Genomic DNA, 19,088 nt, shown 5'->3' with positions numbered 1-19,088 from the left:
ACGTTACTGGCCGTAGGCCTTGGCGGTCCATCCGAGGGAGCCGAGGGAGCCGCCCTTGATGTCGGTGCCGATGCTGTCGGTCTTGTTGGCGTCGAAGTGCACGGATGCCCTGCCGGCGGCGGTGATGCCGAGCAGTGGGCGGCCGTTGGGGTGCGCGTCGCAGTAGCCCGTGCTGAGGCTGGTGAACGGTCCCCAGCCGCTTGCTCGCAGTACCTTCGAAGTGATCGTTGTCGGGGTGGCTCGGTTGATTCGCCACTCCTTGAGCTCGCCGTTGGACTTGGTGCCGATCAGTACGTCGACGGCGGCGCTGCCTGTTCCGCCACTGCGCTCGTAGGTCAGTGTGTTGACCGTGTCCCACCCGGTGCCGGCCAGCTTCACCGGCCGCGAAAGCGTGAATACGCCGTCCACGTAGGTCTCCGTCGAGCGGTAGAGCGAGCTGCCCGCCACATGGTAGAGGTACGGCGACGCCGACGCGAGGATCCGGGTGCCGGCGAACCCAACCCCGATGTGGCTGGCGCTCATCGCCGTGATTCTCCAGGTGCCGTCGACCAACTCGCCCTGACGACTCAGCTTGTAGAGCCGATCCTCGCCCGCACGGGCGGCGTACTCGGTGCTCCGGAAGCTCGTGTCGTCACCAGAGGCGCCGATCTGCTGATGCGCCGTCGGCACCCAGCCAAGGTTGTCGTTGGCGTAGGCCTTGGTGCTCGTCGTCTGGCCGGAGTACACATATGTCAGACGCTGCCCGTCGGAGCGGTACGCCGCCGTGGAGACACTGCAGTCCGCGGGCACATCGCTGAGAGCCGCAGCCGTCGGCCGGGCCACCACGACGAGGCCGGTCGCGGCAACGGCCAGCGCTGCCGCGGCGGCCAGGATGGATTTACGCATCAGGAGAGTTCCTTCAGGGAGGTCAAGGGCCAGACATGGCTCTGGGGACTGTTGCCTTCAGCAACCCATTTGGGTCGCGCTGGAGTTTATGGATGCCCATCGTCACGACTCTGCCCGTACTGCGCCCGTACTCCTTCCGCTGCCCAGAGTCGGTGGGTGGCGTCGACGTCCAGGCTGACTCGGACGAACGACCCGGGCGCTGATCCTCCGCCGGCGAATGCACTCGCCACCACGGCGACGAGGAAGAGCGGCAGCAGGATTCGCACAAGCATCGCCCACGACGCCCAGAAACCGAGCCGACCACCGTGCTTCAGCCGGACGAGCTGCGTACCGGTCAGGACGGCACCCAGGGCTCGGCCGTTGCCGTAGAAGCATCCGTACACGAGGGGAACCCCGAAGATCAGCCCGAGCAGGGCCAGCGTCAACGCCCCGTTGCTGAGGGCAACCTGACCGTCTACCAGCGCCAGGGCAACGAACCCGATCCCCACACCGAACACGACGACCACCAAATCCACCAGCCAGGCCAGGAACCGCGCCCACTCCCCCGCGGCCACATACCGACGCCCGTCCCCGAATGGCTGGACTCGCTTGGCGACCTGCGCCCCGAGGACGACCACTGGATCCACATGTCGATTCACGTTCGCGACCGTACAGACTCCCTGGGTCCATCGATGTACGGGGCGAGTACGGGCAGGCAGATGCAAGCAACTACACCTAACATCTGTCGCTGAGATCATTGCCGCAGGCATCTGTCGGGTGGCACAAGGCCCGGTCGAGGGAGTGACTGAACAGATGCGGTGGTTGGCGGTCGTCCTGGGATCGGCGTTGGTGGTGCTGTCCGTCACGGCGTGCACGTCCGGCAAGGCCTCCAAGTGCGAGGAGGCGTTCACCGCGGCTGCGACATCGGTTGCCGGCGTGACCTCCGCGGAGTTCGACTGCAACTTCGGTTTCGGCGGCGGCTGGCGACGTGGTCGCGTGGTGGTCGACGCAGCGACCAGGGACGATGCCGTCGCGGTGATGGAGGCGGTACTGCGGGCGATGGCCGCATCGCCCGGCCTCGAGGACAGTTGGTCGACCCCGCAGGAGTATGCGACCGAAAACAGGACGATCGTCATCGCTGCGAACGCCCTGGGCTTCAGCGCCGTGCCCACTGTCGGTCAGGTGCGCGCGCGCTTTGGCATCACACCCCGCTGACACCACCGGAAGACCTGGTCAGGATGGATGCCGTCGGCAACGGGCGGGAAAGCATGAAGTCGCCGCGACCCTCGAAGCCCGTAAGATGCTCCCCGTGCCCCAAAGGCCGCAGGAGGATCCACCCGGCCCTCCGCATGTCCAGGAGCCAGTCGGCCGCTTCGGTGAGCTGTTGCGGACGTTCCGCCAGGACGCCGGGCTCACGCAGCGGGGGCTCGCCGATCGGGCCGGCCTCAGCGCGGCGGCGATCCGCGACTTGGAACAAGGCAGGACCAAGAGCCCGAAGCCGGACTCGATCGAGGCCATCATCGCCGCCCTCAGGCTGGCTGGTCATGACGCCGGGAGACTGAACGCCGCCGGGAAGGCGCAGAGCTCCGTCACCGGTTCGATCTCCGGCGCCGCCGGACCGCTGCGCATCGCTATCCTCGGCCCACTCGAGGTCTGGCACGGAGAACTCCCGGTGCCCGTCAACTCCGGTCCGCAACGCACCTTGCTCGCCCGGCTCGCCTTCGCTGCGGGTACGACTGTCAGTCAGGACGAGCTCATCGATCTCCTCTGGCCGCGCGCCGTACCCGCAAACGCGGTGAATCTGCTCCACACCCGCGTCACCAGGCTGCGACGACTGCTGGCGGCGAACGATGTGATAATCGGCGGCCGCACCGGCTACAGGCTGACGCTGAGCGATGACGACCTCGACCTGCTGCGGTTCCGCGATCTCACCGCCCGGGCAGCTCGCTCCGACCCGGAGGTGGCGTTGGCGAAGCTCTCGGGTGCCGTGGCGCTGTGGCGCGGCGATACCGACGTGGAGCCGATGGCGGCCAACCCGCTCTACCTTGCGGTCTCCAACGAGTACACGGCCGCAGTCCGGGCCTTCGCCGCTCTGGCGCGTGACCTCGGCCAGCCGGAACGTGCACTGGAGCCACTGCGAAACCTCACCACGCGGCACGAACTCGACGAGCCGCTGCAGGTCGAACTGATGCAGACCCTGGCCGCGGCCGACCGGCAGGCCGAGGCCCTCGCGGCCTACGACCGAATTCGGGCGGCGCTCGCCGAACAACTCGGCATCGACCCCGGCGAACGGCTCCGCGCGGTTCATCTGGAGGTACTCCGGCAGCAGAGCGGAGCACCGGCCGAGCGTCTAGTCATCCAGCAGGTCCCGTCCGCACCGCCGGACTTCGTCGGCCGCACGGACGAGCTGGGCACGATCCGTACGGCGCTCACCCGGCCCGGCGCACTCTCCTCGCGAGTCGTCCTGATCAACGGCATCGCGGGGGTCGGCAAGACCGCCTTGGCCCTGTCCGCGGCACACCACCTCCGCGCGGAGTACCCGGACGGACAGCTGTACGCCGATCTGCGCGGCAGTGACGTGACGACACCTGCGCCGCTCCAGGTGCTCGGCCGCTTCCTCCGCGCGCTCGGCGTACCTGGCCGCCGGATCGGCACCGACGAAGCCGAAGCAGCCGCAGTGCTTCGCAGCGAACTCGCCGACCGACGACTGCTGGTGCTCCTCGACAACGCACAGGACGCAGCCCAGGTACAACCACTGCTGCCGGGGGCCGGACGCAGCGACGTGATCGTGACCAGCCGACGGCGACTGCCGGGCCTGGCCGCAGCCGGCGTCGTGAACCTCGAGCCACTCCCCCGCGACGACGCGATCCTGCTGATCGCCTCGACTGCGAGAACGCATCAGCTCGATGCCGACCCCGAAGGTGTGAGCGCGCTCGCGGAGGCCTGCGCCCGGCTCCCGCTCGCACTGCGCATCGCCGGCGCGCGGCTCGCGACCCGGCGGGAATGGACGGTCGCCGACCTGGCCCGCCGTCTGGACGACAGCAACCGACGGCTCAGCGAGCTCAGCCTCGGCGAGTCGAGCGTCCTCAACAGCTTCCAGCTCAGCTACGCCGCCCTGAGCTCCGAGGCGCAGCGCGCCTTCCGACTGTGCAGCCTGCACCCTGGCGACGACTTCAGTGCCGACAGCACGGGGATTCTGCTCGGGATTCCGACTACTGCGGCCGATCGAGTCCTGGAAGACCTCCTCGAAGCGAACATGCTTCTGCAGCAGGCAAAGGACCGCTACCGGTTCCACGATCTGCTCGGCCTCTACTCCCGTCGACTTCTCGCCGAAGACGCCGAGGACGCCGAGGGTGAGACCGCCCGGACCCGGCTGTACTCCTGGTACGCCGAAGCGGTGACGGCCGCGCTGGATTGGGTGTATCCGCAACTCGTCCGACTCGGTGTCCATCCAGAACCCGTCAGCTTCTTCGGCTCGGAAGCCGAGGCGGTCGAGTGGCTCGACGCCGAGCTCCCCGCCTTGCTGGCGGTCGTGAAGGATGCGGTGCGGTCCGGCGACCGGTCGCTGTCCTGGCGCATCGCCGACCAACTCCGGGGATACTTCCTGATTCGCAGGGATGCCGACGGTTGGCTACCGGCGGCACAGGCCGGGCTGGCCGCCGCCACCGCGGCCGGTGACGACGTCGCGCAGGCCGCGATGCTGATCAACCGCGGCCAGGCGTTGGGCGCAGTCGGACGAGATGAGGACGCACTGTCCGACTGTCTCGCCGGCCATGCCCTCGCGGTGGCCGTCGGCTGGACCACAGGCGCCGCCTATCTGGCCCACCAGGTCGGATGGCTTCAGCTGGAGCGGGGCAAGCTCGCCGACGCAGACCTGTGGATGCGCCGCGCCCTGGAGCTGACCGATGACGACCAGCACGGCCACGTTCGTGCCATCGTGCTCAACAGTCTCGGGATGACGCGCCTGTACCAGGGCGAGCTGCAAGAGGCAGCCGACCTGTTCAGTTCCGCGCTGCAGGCCGACGAGACCGGCCAGGAGGCATCGACTCTCACTATCCGCGGCAACCTGGCGAGCGCCCTGCGGCAGCTGGGTGCGGCCGACCAGGCGGCCGCTCTGCTCGGCGACGTACTGGCTGGCTATCAGCGCCGCTCGCACCTTCGCGGCGAGGTGTCGACGCTGGACGAGTGGGCACGGCTGTACAGCCAGCGCGGAGACGGAACCGCTGCGCTACAGGCGGCACTGCGAGCACACCACCTCGCGATCGTCGTCCGCGACCGAAAGGCGCAGGCCCAAACCGCCTCGACCGTGGCCCAGGCCCACCTCACCCTCGGCGACACTCCCGCCGCCATCCAGTGGATCGAAGACTGCCTCACGATCGCGCGCGGGACCTACCCATACCTCGAAACCGAGGCCCTCCTCGCCTTGGCCACGGCGCGACGCGCCACCGGCGACACGACAGCCGCAACCAACGCCGCCGAACAGGCCGCATCGATCGCCCGATCCTGCGGTTACCGCCTGCTCGAAACCCAGGCCACCACCGCGCCAGTCCGATCCTGATCACCAATCCTGGCGCGAAGACTTCGATCAGCAGCCGCCCGGGGCTGTCTGGGTGTCGGATCGGGGGTGAGGTGTTCGTAGTTGGGGTGAGAGGACGCCTACGAGGGGCGTCTCCAGGGAAAGGACCGGCAATTATGAAGCTGACGACTGTTACGAATGTTTCTGTTGATGGGGTGATGCAGGGGCTTGGCGGGTCGGATGAGGACCGTCGGGGTGGGTTCGAGCGAGGTGGATGGGCCTTGCCGTTGTTTGACGAGGAGGCTGAGAGGCTCCTTGGGGAGGTCTACCAGCGGGCCGATGCGTTTCTGTTCGGTCGGCAGACGTACGAGATCTTCGCCGGCTACTGGGGAACGATGGAGGATCTGAGCAGCCCGATCGCGGGGGCGTTGAACTCGCGGCCGAAGTACGTGGCATCGAGCACGCTCACCGAGCCGGAATGGGCGGATACGACCGCTCTCGCCGGGGACCTCGCGGCCGCGATTCGTGAGCTGAAAGCCAAGCCGGGGGGTGAGCTGCAGGTGCACGGCAGCGGCGACCTGGTCCGGTGGCTGTTCGAGAACCAGTTGGTCGACGAGATCATTCTGCTGACCTATCCCGTGGTCGTCGGGCAGGGCACGCGGTTGTTCCCTGCTGCCGGCCCGGATGCGGCGCTCGAACTGGTGGAATCGCGGTCGACCCCGGCGGGGGTAACGTTCCAGGTCTACCGGCCCAAGGGACGCCCGCAGTATGCGACGGCCGACTGAAGTCCTTGAAAGAAATCCGGGCGGCGGTGTCGGATCGGGGCTGCGGTGTTCGTAGCAGGGGTGAGCGGTCGCCCGTGAGGGGCGCCGCCGGAGCACAGGAGATGATCCGCGATGCAGTACCTGGTTTCCGTGATCGACGACAAGAGCAATCCCGGCAGCACGGACAGGCAGCCTGCCATCAGCGCGTTCAACGAACGACTGATCGCCGAGGGCTACTGGGTTTTCGCGGGCGGACTCGCGGACACCGACGCGGCCACGGTCATCGACAACCGGGGCGAGCAGGCGGTGTTCACCGACGGGCCGTTCGTGGAGTCGAAGGAGTACCTCGCCGGCGTCTGGGTGTGGGAGGCCCCCGATCTGGATGTGGTGCTCAAGCTCGCCACCGAGGCGTCGAAGGTCTGCGATCGCAAGATCGAGGTGCGGCCGTTCCGGTGAGCGACGTCGAGGAGGCGATCACCCAGGCCCACCGCGAGGAGTGGGCGCGGGTGGTCGCCGCTCTGACCAGACGCTTCGGTGATCTCGACATCGCCGAGGAGGCCGCGGCCGAGGCGTTCGCGACCGCGGTCGCGCGCTGGCCGGCCGACGGCGTACCCCCCAACCCCGGCGCCTGGCTGACCACCACCGCCAACAACAAGGCCATCGACCGGCTCCGCCGCGAGAACAAGCGCGACGACAAGCACAAGGAGGCTCAGATGGTGTACGACGACCCGCCCGAGCCTCTCGGCGCCATCGACGACGAGCGGCTCCGGCTGATCTTCACCTGCTGCCACCCGGCGCTCGCGATCGAGACCCGCGTAGCGCTGACGCTCCGGATGGTCGGCGGCCTGACCGTGCCCGAGATCGCCCGTGCCTTCCTGGTGCAGGAGGCCACCATGGGGCAGCGGATCACCCGCGCGAAGGCCAAGATCAAGGCGGCTCGCATCCCGTATCGGGTGCCGTCCGCGGAGGATCTCCCGGCCCGGATCTCCGGCGTACTCGCCGTCCTCTTCCTCGTGTTCAACGAGGGCTACCTGGCGACCGGACCCGACACTGATCCGGTCCGGCAGGACCTGACCGCCGAGGCGATCCGGCTCGCTCGCCTGATCCGTGCCCTCATGCCGAACGACGGAGAGGTGGCCGGGCTGCTGGCCTTGATGCTCCTCACCGAGGCCCGCCGCACCGCCCGGGTCTCGGCGAGCGGCGAACTGGTCGCCCTCGACGAGCAGGACCGCGGGGCCTGGGACGCAGCGCTGATCGCCGAAGGGCATCGGCTGGTGCGCGAGCGACTGGCTGCTGCCGCCGCCGGGATGGCACCGGGGCGCTACCAGATCCTCGCGGCGATCAACGCCGTACACACCTCCGCTCGCGACGCACGCGACACCGACTGGTCACAGGTCGTCGCCCTCTACGACCAGCTCATCCGCGTCGAGCCCACACCGATCGTCGCGCTCAACCGGGCCATCGCGGCCGCCGAGCTCGACGGCCCGGAGGTAGCGCTGGCCGCCGTCGACCGTCTCGACGACAAGCTGGCCGGCTACCACGCTTACCACGCCACCCGCGCAGACCTGCTACGCCGCCTCGGCCGCAGCCAGGACTCCCGCGCGGCCTACGACAAAGCCATCGAACTAGCAGGCAATACCGCCGAAACCGCCTACCTAACCCGCCGCCGCGACCAACTGGGGTAGCGCCCGTACGAAACCGCAGGGGCGTCCCGCTCAGGGACAGGTCTGGCGGAAGGGACGGTCGCCGAGGTTCTCGCGCCACTCCTCGGTGGTCAGGTCGCGACCGGCGGCCTGGCAGGCGTGGTCGATGGCGTGCTCGAGGCGGGTGTCCCAGTGGTAGATCCCGTCGTCGTACGGCGTGATCACGACAGTGCGGCCGTCTGGCCGGAAGTCGGCCGTGGTGAGGGTCTGTTCTGGGATGACGACGGAGCCGAACAGAGCCGCGCTGTTGCCATCGATCAGGGTCACGGTGCCGTCGGCGCCGGACGACACCAGGCGGGAGCCGTCCGTCGAGTACGCGAGGCTGTTGATCGGATCCTTGTGCAACTTCAACGGCGGACCGACCGCTGTGCCGGTCGCGGTGTCGAGCACCATCACCTCGCCGTGTTGACTCCCAATGGCGACATGCCGGCCGTCCGGGGAGAAGGCCACCCCCTCGGGGTTGCGCAGCGTCAGTCGGCCCGTGCGGACCACCGTTCCCGTCTCGAGGTCGAGCAGCGCCCATCCCGTGGACGGGACAGCGAAGTCAAGCCCGAAGTTTCGGCCGCCGGTGAGTACCACGGCACTGCGATTGTCCGGCCCAGCGGACAGCCAGGAGATCGACGCGCCGACCTGGACCGGTTTGCCCACCGGCTCGAGGGTGTCCGAGTCGAGCAGCGTGGCCAGGCCGGACGCCTGGCCGATCGCGATCCGGCTGCCGTCCCCGGCGCTGTAGGCGATGTCCTGGACAGAGCCGCCGGGCAGCCGGCGCTGCGCGACGACCTGACCGGTGCGTGTGTTCCACACTCTGATGACGCCGAATTTGACCGCTGCGAACCGTTCTCCGCCGGGGTGCCAGGTGCCGCATCTCGCAGTGTCGATGACGAACCAGTCGCCACTCAGAACGGTCGGCTTGGTGGCCTGGTCTGTTTCGACGTCGATGAACCGGATCCCGGTCCGGCCCTGGCGGTAGACAGTCCTGCCACCAGGAGCCGGTATGACGCAGCCGTGGTCGAAGCCGGACGGCTTCTTGACCTGTGTGAGATAGCCGCGATCACCGGTGAGATCCCAGCTGCGTAGCGCTCCGTTTCCCGCCGTGTACATGGTCTTGTCGTCCGGCTGAAGCCGACGTCCCAGGGGTCCTGGTCGCGGATGTCGAGCTCCTCGACCACACGGCCCTCTGCCACGTCCCAGACGATCGTCTTCGGTTCCGCGGACGTCGACACCACTCGGGAGCCGTTGCGGGAGAAGCGCACCATCAGGATCTCGTCGTCGCCGGGCAGGCGGCCCTTGTCTGCTCCTGTCGCGGCGTCGATCAGCACCACATCCCCGATGCCGGAGCCCGACCCCGGCGGCATCTCGCCACCAAGTGCAAGCAGTTTGCCGTCTCGCGTGACGTCGACGGCATTCGTCGACAGAGTGGGCCGTGAGAAGGCCACCTTCCCGGTCGCCACGTCGTACGCCGTGAGCGGTCGGGTCGTGTAGACCCGGTCGCCGGTGGGGCTGATCTGCGCCCGGGCCCTGACCGCGTCGTCAGACAGCGGCAGCATTCTCCGCACCGATGGGTGTGTGCCCTGTCGGACGTTCCAGACAACCAAGGACCCGGTGGTGTAGTCGTTCAGCGTCCCGTCCGCGTAGAACTTGATGACGGCCATGAGTGAGTTTCCGTCGTGGCTGTAGTCGAGGTGCGTTGCCCGCGCCGGCACCTTGAAGCGCGGCAACTGCTGCGATTCGGCTGCCGGTTCGAGCGTCCTCGGTTCGAGCAGCCAGACCGGTCGGGTGGTCGGTGACGGCATTCCGACGGCCAGGTACCTGCCGTCCGGGCCGAAGGCCGCCGCTCCCCACCCCTCCCGGCGGACCGCCCCGGGCGGGTCGGTTTTGGGGCGGTGCGCGCCTTGCAGTTCCCCGGTCGTCGGGTCGTACAGCAGAGCCGTGCCGTTCGGGTCGTACAGCACGGCCCGACCGCCGTCCGGGCTCACGTCGAGGCTGAAGCTCTCGATCGGCTCCGTCACGACCGAGCGGATCAGCTGCGGCTGCTTGGCGAGTACGGCGAGCAGGTTGGCCCGGGACTCGGGGGTCTCGTGGAGCCGGACGCCGGCCACAGCCAGCAGCATCGACACGTCGACGGCGTCCTGCACGAGCGCCTTGGCACCGGCCCGGCCGGCATCCGCGACGACCGCAGCCTGCTCGGCGGCGGCTGCCTCCTGATCGGCGCGGTCGGCCTGGCTGACAGCCACCAAGCCCGCGACCAGCGCCCCGACCAGCAGCAGCGCGGCGGTGCTCAAAGCGGCGCGGAGACGCCGGTTGACGCGGGTCTGGTACCGGGCGGAGTCCTCGGCAGCGCGCAGCTCGGCCTCGGACAGGCGCTTGCTCGCGGCCAGGAACGCCTCCTCGATCTCGGTGAGCGTGGGTTGGCTGCGTTCCTGCCAGTCCAAGGCGTTGGCCAGCCGCGCACCGCGGTAGAGCTCGCTGTCGGGGCGGCCGAGCGTGTCCCACGAGTCGGCGACGGTCGCCAGGTGGTGCAGGATCCGTTGCCCCTCCAGGTCGTCGTCGAGCCAGCCACGCAACCGGGGCCAGGCGCGAGCCAGCGCCTCGTGCGCGAGCTCGACGACACCGTCGTCGCTGGTGACCAGCCGGGCGCCGATCAGCAGGCTGACCATCGCTTCGGGCTCGGGACCAGTAACCACCAGGCGTTTGGGCAGCCGGCTGCGGACCGGTTCTCCCTCCGGGCCGGGCGAGACCAGACGCAGCAGCAGGCCACGCAGCACCTCGCGCTGCTCCGGGGAGACCTGGGCATAGACCTCTTCGGCCGACTGTGCAACCGCGCCGCGGATGCCGCCGGTGGCGCGGTAGCCGGCGACGGTCAGGGTGCGTCCTTCGCGGCGCTGCCACGTCTCGGCCAGCGCGTGCGACATCAGCGGCAGCGCACCCGGCTGGTGGGCCACCTCGTTGACGAGCAGGTCGACCAGACCGGGTTCGACGATCAGCGAGGCGAGCCGGGCGGGTTCCTCGATCGCGGCCCGTAGGTCGGTCTCCGCCATTGCGGCGAGCAGGTACAGACCCCGCTCCACGGCCCGGGCGAACGCCGGGTGGGACGAGATGTCGGCGAGTCGGTCGGCACGGAACGACAAGATCAGCGGTGCCACCGCCAGATGAGCCGTCAGGGCGGTGAGAAAGGCGTCCCGCTCTGCGTGGTCCTGGCACAGCGAGAACACCTCCTCGCACTGGTCGACCAGCAACGCCGGCGGCGGGCCCTCGTGGGGCATCACCCCGGCCAGCACGGCGACCGGGTGCACGCCCGGAGTCATGACCACCACCCGGACCCCGTCCCGCCGCATCGCGGCCGCGACGCCGGCGCGCACCAGGGAGGACTTGCCGCATCCCGACGGGCCCACCACTGCCAGTACCGAGGTGTCGGCGAGCTTGTGCAGGCAGGCCGCGACGTCGGCATCGCGACCGAAGAACTCGTCCGCGTCGTCCACGTCGTACGCCTTCAGCCCCAGGTAGGGGCAGACCGGGCTTGGCTCCGGGAGCGCACTGGCCGCAACGAGCGACGGGTCCTGCCGCAGAATCGCCTGTTCGAGGGCGTCAATGTCGGGGCCGGGGTCCAGGCCGAGCTCGCGGTTCAGGACCGTGCGGAGCTGGCGAACCGTGCGCAGCGCCTCTGCCTGGCGGCCGGCCTGGTACTGCGCCGTGGCAAGCAGGACCCAGCGTCGTTCGCGCAGCGGGGCTTCGGCCACGAACGCCTGCGCCTTGGCCAGCACCTTGTCGTGCTGGCCGGAGCGCAGCGCGGACTCGACGTACAGCTCCTCGGCCGAGTGCCGTAGCTCGGTCAGCCGGGCGGCCTCGATCCGGGCCGGGTCCCAGCCGTCCAGCTCGGACAGCGGTCGGCCCCGCCACATCGTGAGCGCGTTGGCCAGCACCAGCGCCGACCGCTCGGCCTCGTCGGATGCCAGCAGCTCGCCGGCCCGGCCGACCGCGCGCTCGAAGCGCTGCGCGTCGATCTCGTCGAGCGGCACGCTCAACCGGTAGCCGAGCGGCGACGTCTCGATCGCGTGGCTGCCGAGCAGCTTGCGGAGCCGGACCACGCACCCCTGGACGATCTTGGCCCAGGACGCCGGCGGCTGCTCGCCCCACAGCACTTCGGCCAGCGCCTCGGCACTGACGACATCACCCGGGTGCACGACCAGGGCGGCGAGCACGACGCGATCACGTCGTCCGAGAATTTCTTCCCCCTCGATCGTGAGCGGGCCGAGAACGGCGATACTCACATCTCGACTGTCGACCCCGTCGTGAACCCGGTCAAGGGCGCCGATACCGCGCTGATACCGGGCCATCCCGCCGCAATACCGCACGGTGCGACAAAGGCATCACCGATCGTCCAGCGCACCCGGACCCATCGCCAGAGCGAGTCCCGCCGGACGCGAGAACAGGAAGTAGCAGTCATGTCCGCACACGGAACGAAACACACGACGAAGCTGGTCCGGCTCGCGGTGGGTGCAGGTGCCTGTCTAGCCGGCCTGACACTCGCCGTACCGGCCACGGCCGGGGTGCCTCCGGAGCCGCCCGACACACCAACGGTGGTGTACGTCGATCGCAATGTCCCCATCGACGACGGCTTCGAGGCGACTTCTGTCGCGGCCGGCGCACTAGGCGGAATCGCCCTCGCCGGCGTCGGCCTGGCCATCACCCTCGGCGTACAACGCCGCCGCGACCACCACACCGCACTGCACCCCGCCTGAGACGGCCGCGGCATGGACGACAACGTCGACCCGTCCGAAGTGCCCCAGCCACCAGCCTGCGACGAGACCGCCCGCTCCCCCGAAGGGGCCCTGCGCCCTTCGGGGGATGGCGTCGTCGGTCCGGCCGAACACTCATTTCGTACACGGGCGTACTAGTTGCCTCCGGCCCCGGTGCTCACAGGCAACCGAACCTGCACGGTAGGCGTCCTGCAGGCTCGGAGCGGAGCGCGTGCTTACTCGTTGAAGGCTTTTAGGCGCTCTTGTTGGGTGTCGCGTCGGCGTCTGGCGATGGCTGCGTCTCGTTCGGCGCGGGTGAGGGATCGTTCCAGTTTTCTGGTTTGGCTTTGGGCGGTGCGGAGCTCGTGGCGGGCTTGCTCGAGTTCGCTGGTGAGTCGCTCGATCGCGGTGTGCATGTCGGCGATGTGGTGCTCGTTGGCGTCCAGGTCTGCTTCGGCGGCCTGGCGCTGGTTCTCGGCCTCGCCGTACTCGGCTTCGACCTCGCGGAGTCGATCTTCCAGCTCGGCCCGTTGCCGCTCCATGGCCCGTTTCTGCACGTCCTCGCGGGGTGCCGCCCGGGGCGGCGCCGGCTTGCCTCGAGCGGATCTCGACGCGCGTGCGGTCGTCTTGGGCGCGGGCGTGGCTTTCGCTACCTTGAGCGGTCGAACGGTCACTGGCTCGCCGCTCTCGTCAACCACCCCGAATCCGATGTGGCGCAGCGCGCTGGTCAGTTGACCGCTGCGCAGGAGCTTGGCCGCGCCGGGGTCGACCAGGGCGGCGTCCAGGGTTTCTGCGAGCCGCTCGGCCACGGTGCTGGTGACTGCGCGTCCCATCGTCGCCGCCTCGGTCTTCGCGGTCGCGACGAGGCGCTGCACCAGGTCGTGGCGGCGTGGCGTGAGATGCCGCAGGCGGGTGCCGTCCCCGGCGAGAACGACCGCGCGGAGTTCGTCCCCGAACTCGGTCAGTTCGGCGATCTGATCCGGAGCCACTCTGACCAACTGGTTCGCCAGCCAGGCGGCCATGGTCGGCTTCCGCAGCGCCTTGACCGAGGCACTTCCGCTGGCGTCGCCGGCCCGTCTGAGTTCCGTGGCCAGCCGGTTGCGCGCAGTGGTGAACTGATCAGGCGGCAGCCCGTACAGTTCAACCACCGCGTCGACGTCCACCACTCCAGAGTGATCCCGGACGGTTGCCCCGAGCAAGGTTGCCTCGTCGTGCGCGAAGGCTTCGACGTACTCGATGAACATGGGGATGAAGCCCTGGCGGAGTCACTGCCGGGTATGGCGTGACTTAGGGTGGCAGGTATGGGGAGCAGCGTATACGTCGCCTCGGTGGAGGGATCTACCGGGAAGTCCACGGTTGCTCTTGGGGTGTTGCAGCAGTTGTCGCGGCGGGTGGAGCGGGTGGGTGTGTTTCGGCCTATCGTGCGTCCGGATGCGGCTATGCATGGTGGGCGGGACTACGTGCTGGATCTGCTCACGGCGCATGACGCGGTCGAGCTGGAGTACGACGAGTGTGTCGGCGTCAGGTACGACGAGGTGCATGTCGACCCCGAGTCGGCGATGGACACCATCGTGCAGCGCTATCACGCCGTGGCCGACCGGGCCGACGCCGTACTCGTCGTCGGGAGCGACTACACCGATGTCGGGACGCCGACCGAGTTCTCGTACAACGCGAAGATCGCCGCCAACCTCGGTACGCCGGTTCTGCTCGTGCTCAACGGGTTCCGGCGCAGCCCGCGGGATCTCCGGGCGATCGCCGACATCGCGGTCGGGGAGCTGCACGCCAATCACGGTTCACTCGCGGCCCTCGTCGCCAACCGCGTCGACCCGGGCGGCCTCTCCGACGCCGTCGCGGCGCTGGCAGGCGCGGGCGCGCCGGCGTTCGCCCTGCCGGAAGAACCGCTGCTCAGTCAGCCCACGGTCGCCGACCTGATGGCCCCGATCAACGCACAACTCCTCAGTGGTGACCCGGTGCTGCTGTCCCGGGAGGTCACCGGCCTCGTGGTCGCGGGGATGACGATGCCGAACGTGCTCGACCGGTTGTTCGACGGCGCGGCGGTGGTGACCGCCGCCGATCGCCCGGAGGTGGTTCTCGGCGTGCTGATGGCCCATGCCTCGCTCAACTTCCCGCAGATCTCGACGGTGATCCTCAACGGCGGCTTCACCCTGCCGCCGCAGGTGCAGCGCCTGATCGACGGTCTCGGGGTCACCCTGCCGATCCTCGAGACCACTCTCGACACCCAATCGACGTCGACCGCGCTGACCGCGGTTCGCGGCCGGCTCACCAAGGAGTCGCCGCGCAAGCTCGACGCGGCGCTCGCTCTGTTCGACCGCAACGTGGACAGCGAGGCCCTGCTCGATCAGCTGGCGGTCTCCCGCAGCAGCGCGGTGACACCGTTGATGTTCGAGCACCAGCTGATCGACCAAGCAGTTGCCCACCGCAAGCACATCGTCCTGCCGGAAGGTGACGAGGAGCGGATCCTGCGCGCGGCCGACGTCCTGCTGCGCCGGGGCGTGGCCGACCTGACCCTGCTCGGGAATCCGGTCGCGATCAGCGCGAAGGCGGCATCCCTCGGTGTCGACGTCGCCGCGGCCACGGTCGTCGATCCCGAGCACGACGACCTCGCTGACCGGCTGGCGGCGGAACTGCACCGGCTCCGGCAGCATCGCGGCGTCGACCTGGACCGGGCCCGGGAGCTGGTCCGGGACGTCTCGTACTTCGGCACCATGATGGTGCAGCTCGGGCTGGCCGACGGCATGGTGTCCGGCGCGGTGCACACGACCGCCCACACCATCCGGCCGGCGCTCGAGGCGGTCAAGACCGTGCCCGGGGTGTCCGTCGTCTCGTCGGTGTTCTTCATGTGCCTGCAGAACCAGGTCCTGGTGTACGGCGACTGCGCGGTGAACCCCGATCCGACCGCCGAACAGCTCGCCGACATCGCGATCTCGTCGGCCGCGACGGCGGTCGCCTTCGGCATCGAGCCACGCGTCGCGATGCTGTCGTACTCGACCGGCAGCTCGGGCTCGGGGACCGATGTCGAGAAGGTGTCGAAGGCAACGGCCATCATCCGCGAGCGAGCACCGGAACTGCCGGTCGAGGGACCGATCCAGTACGACGCCGCCATCGACGAGGCCGTGGCCAGGACGAAGCTCCCCGGCTCCCCCGTGGCCGGGCGGGCGACCGTGTTCATCTTCCCCGATCTCAACACGGGCAACAACACCTACAAGGCGGTCCAGCGCTCGGCGAACGCCGTCGCGGTCGGGCCGGTCCTGCAGGGACTCCGCAAGCCGGTCAACGACCTGTCGCGTGGGGCGACCGTACGAGACATCATCAACACCGTCGCGATCACCGCCGTACAAGCCCAGAAGACCCCGGAACCCACCGAAGGCGGAGACCGATGAGCGACCACGTCCTCGTGATCAACACCGGCTCCTCCTCGCTGAAGTACAGCCTGGTCGACGCTCTGACTGGCGAGGTGGCAGCCTCCGGACTGGCTGAACGGATCGGTGAGAGCGAGGGGCGCCAGGTCCACCGCGGCCCGAGCGGCGAGACAGAGACGACGCGGAAGATCCCGACGCACGAGGACGCCCTGCGCGCAGCGATCGAGGCCTTCGAGTCCCACGGGCCGTCGCTGTCCGACGTCGAGATCGCCGCCGTCGGTCATCGCGTCGTTCACGGCGGATCCCGGTTCAGCGCCCCCACGCCGATCGACGACGACCTCATCGCAGCGGTGACCGACCTGATGCCGCTCGCCCCGCTGCACAACCCGGCCAACGTGGAAGGGATCCGCGTCGCCCGCAGGCTCTTTCCCGACCTGCCGCAGGTCGCTGTCTTCGACACCGCGTTCCACCAGAGCCTCCCACCGCACGCTTACACGTACGCCGTACCGTCGTCCTGGTCGGAGGAGCACGGGATCCGCCGCTACGGCTTCCACGGCACCTCGCACGCGTTCGTGTCCCAGGAGGCAGCCCGGCTGCTCGGACGAGACCCGGCCGAGGTGAACGTCATCGTCCTGCACCTGGGCAACGGCTGCTCGGCATCCGCTGTCCGGGCTGGGCACTCGGTCGAGACGTCCATGGGTCTCACGCCACTCGAGGGCCTGGTGATGGGGACCCGTTCAGGTGACGTGGACCCGGCGATCCCGGCGTACCTGATGCGGGAGCTGGACATGTCCATGGACGACATCGACCGCGCACTCAACTCCGCGTCCGGCCTGAAGGGACTGACCGGCGAGAACGACTTCCGCGAGGTCTCACGGCTGCGCGCCGCCGGTGACGCACGGGCCGGTCTGGCCTTCGACGTCTACTGCCATCGCATCCGCAAGTACGTCGGTGCGTACTACGCCGTCCTCGAGACCGTGGGCGCCGTCGTGTTCACCGCCGGCGTCGGCGAACACTCGGCCGAGGTACGCGCGGCCTCCCTCAGCGGACTGCAACGCCTCGGCATCACCATCGACGACGACCGCAACAACGCGAAGTCAACCGAAGCCCGCCGCATCTCGCCCGACGACAGCGAGGTCGCCGTCCTCGTCATCCCCACCAACGAGGAGTGGCAGATCGCCCGCGAGACGCTCAGCGTCGTCCGCGACTGACCACCTGCGCCCCGATCAGGACGGCGTGGTGGTCACGACAGTCGTGGCTCGGCGGAGGTCGCGGACCGACCTCGACGCCAGGGTCAGCAGCGCGATCGCGATGTAGGCCACGCCGGCGACGACCATCACCTGCTGGACGCCGAAGGCCAGCCCAAGCGGACCGAACAGCAACTGGCCGATGGGGATCGCGACGAACGAGCCGAGCATGTCGTAGGAGTACGCGCGCGACAGCATCTCGTCCGGCACGTGCTCCTGCATGGCGAGGTCCCAGCCCAAGCCGAAGACCTGGCTGCCGAGGCCGGCCAGTCCGGCCGCCACCATCCCCGCCACGAGCGAGGGCTCGAGGCCGAGGACCAGCATCGGAAGGCCGTTGAGAGCCATCGCGAGCATCCCCCACCGGAGCGGCCGTCGGAACGAGATGCGAATCAGAATCAGCGAGCACACCAGGAAGCCGACCGCCTGGGCCGAGCGGATCAGACCCCATCCGGCCTCGCCGATGTCGGTCTGGGTGGCGAGCACCGGACCAAGGGTGTTGAACCCACCGCTGGTGATGGCGTTGAGCAAGGAGAACGAGGCAACGACCACCCAGAGCCAGGTGGTGGAGCGGAAGTAGGTCCACCCCTCACGCAGGTCGGCGACGGCGCCCTTGCGCTCGTGTCCCTCGGCCGGCCGAGGGATGCGCACCCGGGTGAGAGTCAGCGTCGCCAGCAGGTACGTCGCTCCGTCGACGGCCAGGGCCCACCCCGGTCCGATGACGACCACGAGCACGCCGCTCACGGCCGGACCGAGCACCATCAGGGCGTTCTCGGGTACGGCGAGGACGAGGTTGGCCGCCTTGAGTTGGTCGCGTCGTACCAGCTGTGGGAGCACGCCGGCCAGGGCCGGCATGCCCGCGGCGGTGGCGGTGCCGTTGAGTGCGGCGAGCGCTGCCAGCTGCCAGACCTCGGCAGTCCCGCTTAGTACCAGAGCAGCCGTCGCCAGTTGGCTGAGGCCGGAGGCGACGTTGGTCGCCTGGATCACCAGGGTCCGGCCGAACCGGTCGGCCAGTACGCCGCCGGCGAGCAGGAACACCACCATCGGGATGCTGTAGGCGGCCAGGACCGTGCCGAGCGCGGTCGCCGAGCCGCTGACCTCGAGCACCGCGAAGGCGAGCGCGACACCGGCCATCGTGGTGCCGGCCCGATCGATGAGCCGGGACAACCAGTAGTAGCGGAAGTTCCGCTCGCGCAGCGGGGCCAGCGCGGAGGCCTCGCTCATCCGCGGGCCTTCCTGATCATCTGGAACGTCCAGGACGTGGCGCTGACGTGCACCGTGCCCGGCGTCCGGGGTGGCTGGTTGTGGTCGTGTATCAGCAGGGACGCCTCCATCAGCAGTTCGCGCACGCGCTCCCAGACCTCGGGCTGCACCCAGCCGTCGAGGTCGCTCAGATGGCCGGGCGTGCCCGCCTTGCGCTGCCGCATCCGCCGCTCGAGCTCGCGGGCGAGCCCCGGACCTCGGCGACCTTGCCCTCCGTGGTGGCGCGAGAGCGACGCTGTCCGCGCTCCTCGTGGGGGTAGCGGTAGCGTTTCGCGACGCCGCCGCGGATCCGCTCCTCGCCGGCCTCCACGATCGTTCCCGACTCGAGCAGGAGCCGTAGGTGGTACGACGCGTTCGCGTGGGTCAGGCCGAGCTCCCGGGCCACCTCGGCGGCACTCATCGCCGAACCTGTCAGCAGCGAGAGGATGCGGAGCCGGACCGGGTGCGCCACCGCCCGCAGATCCTTGATGCCGTCCTCGGTCATCGCAGCCCCCACTCCCCAACAACTCTTGGGGAGCAAGACTGCCCGAAGACCGGGTCAACCGTCAAACACTTCTTGGACAGTCAGTGTGGTAGAACACCCTGCGGGCAGCCCTCCCACGATGCGTCGGTGCCGCG

16 protein-coding genes are annotated in these 19,088 nt (G+C 69.2%); 8 read left to right on the top strand and 8 right to left on the bottom strand.

The features are described from left to right. Positions 1–3 precede the first annotated feature (3 nt). Positions 4–885, bottom strand: a complete 882-nt coding sequence (locus ACGFIF_RS28910; protein WP_393158760.1) for a tachylectin-related carbohydrate-binding protein — start codon at positions 883–885, stop codon at positions 4–6. Positions 886–971: 86 nt separating this feature from the next. Further along, a complete protein-coding gene (locus ACGFIF_RS28905; RefSeq protein ID WP_393158759.1) occupies positions 972–1,523 on the bottom strand; it encodes an RDD family protein in 552 nt (183 codons plus the stop codon). Positions 1,524–1,677: 154 nt separating this feature from the next. Here ACGFIF_RS28905 and ACGFIF_RS28900 point away from each other — a divergent pair, with 154 nt between their 5' ends. From ACGFIF_RS28900 to ACGFIF_RS28880, 5 genes are all read left to right on the top strand, one after another. After that, positions 1,678–2,079 (top strand): hypothetical protein, encoded by a 402-nt coding sequence (locus tag ACGFIF_RS28900; protein WP_393158758.1) that lies wholly within the window; start codon positions 1,678–1,680, stop codon positions 2,077–2,079. Between the two features lie 94 nt (positions 2,080–2,173). Further along, complete coding sequence (locus ACGFIF_RS28895; protein WP_393158757.1) at positions 2,174–5,422, top strand: BTAD domain-containing putative transcriptional regulator; 3,249 nt, start codon at positions 2,174–2,176, stop codon at positions 5,420–5,422. Positions 5,423–5,556: 134 nt separating this feature from the next. Continuing rightward, complete coding sequence (locus ACGFIF_RS28890) at positions 5,557–6,165, top strand: dihydrofolate reductase family protein (protein WP_393158755.1); 609 nt, start codon at positions 5,557–5,559, stop codon at positions 6,163–6,165. Between the two features lie 111 nt (positions 6,166–6,276). Next, positions 6,277–6,600 (top strand): YciI family protein, encoded by a 324-nt coding sequence (locus tag ACGFIF_RS28885; protein WP_393158754.1) that lies wholly within the window; start codon positions 6,277–6,279, stop codon positions 6,598–6,600. After that, positions 6,597–7,829 (top strand): RNA polymerase sigma factor, encoded by a 1,233-nt coding sequence (locus ACGFIF_RS28880; protein ID WP_393158753.1) that lies wholly within the window; start codon positions 6,597–6,599, stop codon positions 7,827–7,829. Before ACGFIF_RS28885 ends, ACGFIF_RS28880 begins: the two co-directional genes overlap by 4 nt. Positions 7,830–7,859: 30 nt before the next feature. Here the strand turns inward: ACGFIF_RS28880 and ACGFIF_RS28875 are convergent, their stop codons facing one another. Further along, positions 7,860–8,651 (bottom strand): WD40 repeat domain-containing protein, encoded by a 792-nt coding sequence (locus ACGFIF_RS28875; protein WP_393158752.1) that lies wholly within the window; start codon positions 8,649–8,651, stop codon positions 7,860–7,862. 92 nt (positions 8,652–8,743) lie between these two features. Then, on the bottom strand, positions 8,744–12,115 hold the full coding sequence (locus tag ACGFIF_RS28870; protein ID WP_393158751.1) for a BTAD domain-containing putative transcriptional regulator: 3,372 nt from the start codon (positions 12,113–12,115) through the stop codon (positions 8,744–8,746). A gap of 174 nt (positions 12,116–12,289) precedes the next feature. On the opposite strand from ACGFIF_RS28870, the gene ACGFIF_RS28865 reads away from it, so the two are divergent. Beyond that, entirely contained in the window at positions 12,290–12,586 is a 297-nt protein-coding gene (locus tag ACGFIF_RS28865; RefSeq protein WP_393158750.1) for a hypothetical protein, read from the top strand. A 233-nt stretch (positions 12,587–12,819) separates the two neighbouring features. Here ACGFIF_RS28865 and ACGFIF_RS28860 read toward each other — a convergent pair whose 3' ends face one another. Continuing rightward, positions 12,820–13,746: a hypothetical protein gene (locus tag ACGFIF_RS28860; RefSeq protein WP_393158749.1), complete on the bottom strand. Its 927-nt coding sequence runs from the start codon at positions 13,744–13,746 to the stop codon at positions 12,820–12,822. 138 nt (positions 13,747–13,884) lie between these two features. Here ACGFIF_RS28860 and pta point away from each other — a divergent pair, with 138 nt between their 5' ends. Then, positions 13,885–15,984, top strand: a complete 2,100-nt coding sequence (gene pta / locus ACGFIF_RS28855) for a phosphate acetyltransferase (protein ID WP_393158748.1) — start codon at positions 13,885–13,887, stop codon at positions 15,982–15,984. Beyond that, positions 15,981–17,174, top strand: coding sequence for an acetate/propionate family kinase (locus ACGFIF_RS28850; RefSeq protein ID WP_393158746.1), 1,194 nt, complete (start codon positions 15,981–15,983; stop codon positions 17,172–17,174). Before pta ends, ACGFIF_RS28850 begins: the two co-directional genes overlap by 4 nt. A gap of 15 nt (positions 17,175–17,189) precedes the next feature. Here ACGFIF_RS28850 and ACGFIF_RS28845 read toward each other — a convergent pair whose 3' ends face one another. The 3 genes from ACGFIF_RS28845 to ACGFIF_RS28835 are packed head-to-tail and all read right to left on the bottom strand — an operon-like array spanning position 17,190 to position 18,954. Then, a complete protein-coding gene (locus ACGFIF_RS28845) occupies positions 17,190–18,431 on the bottom strand; it encodes an MFS transporter (RefSeq protein WP_393158745.1) in 1,242 nt (413 codons plus the stop codon). Next, positions 18,428–18,634: a hypothetical protein gene (locus tag ACGFIF_RS28840; RefSeq protein ID WP_393158743.1), complete on the bottom strand. Its 207-nt coding sequence runs from the start codon at positions 18,632–18,634 to the stop codon at positions 18,428–18,430. The genes ACGFIF_RS28845 and ACGFIF_RS28840 overlap by 4 nt, the downstream gene beginning before the upstream one ends. After that, positions 18,598–18,954 (bottom strand): ArsR/SmtB family transcription factor, encoded by a 357-nt coding sequence (locus tag ACGFIF_RS28835; protein ID WP_393158742.1) that lies wholly within the window; start codon positions 18,952–18,954, stop codon positions 18,598–18,600. The genes ACGFIF_RS28840 and ACGFIF_RS28835 overlap by 37 nt, the downstream gene beginning before the upstream one ends. Positions 18,955–19,088: the final 134 nt, after the last annotated feature.

The sequence above is a fragment of the Kribbella sp. NPDC049174 genome (genome assembly GCF_043197365.1).
GTDB lineage: Bacteria > Actinomycetota > Actinomycetes > Propionibacteriales > Kribbellaceae > Kribbella.
The sequence above is the reverse complement of the archived record's forward strand: the minus strand, read 5'-3'. Positions and strand labels throughout refer to the sequence as shown.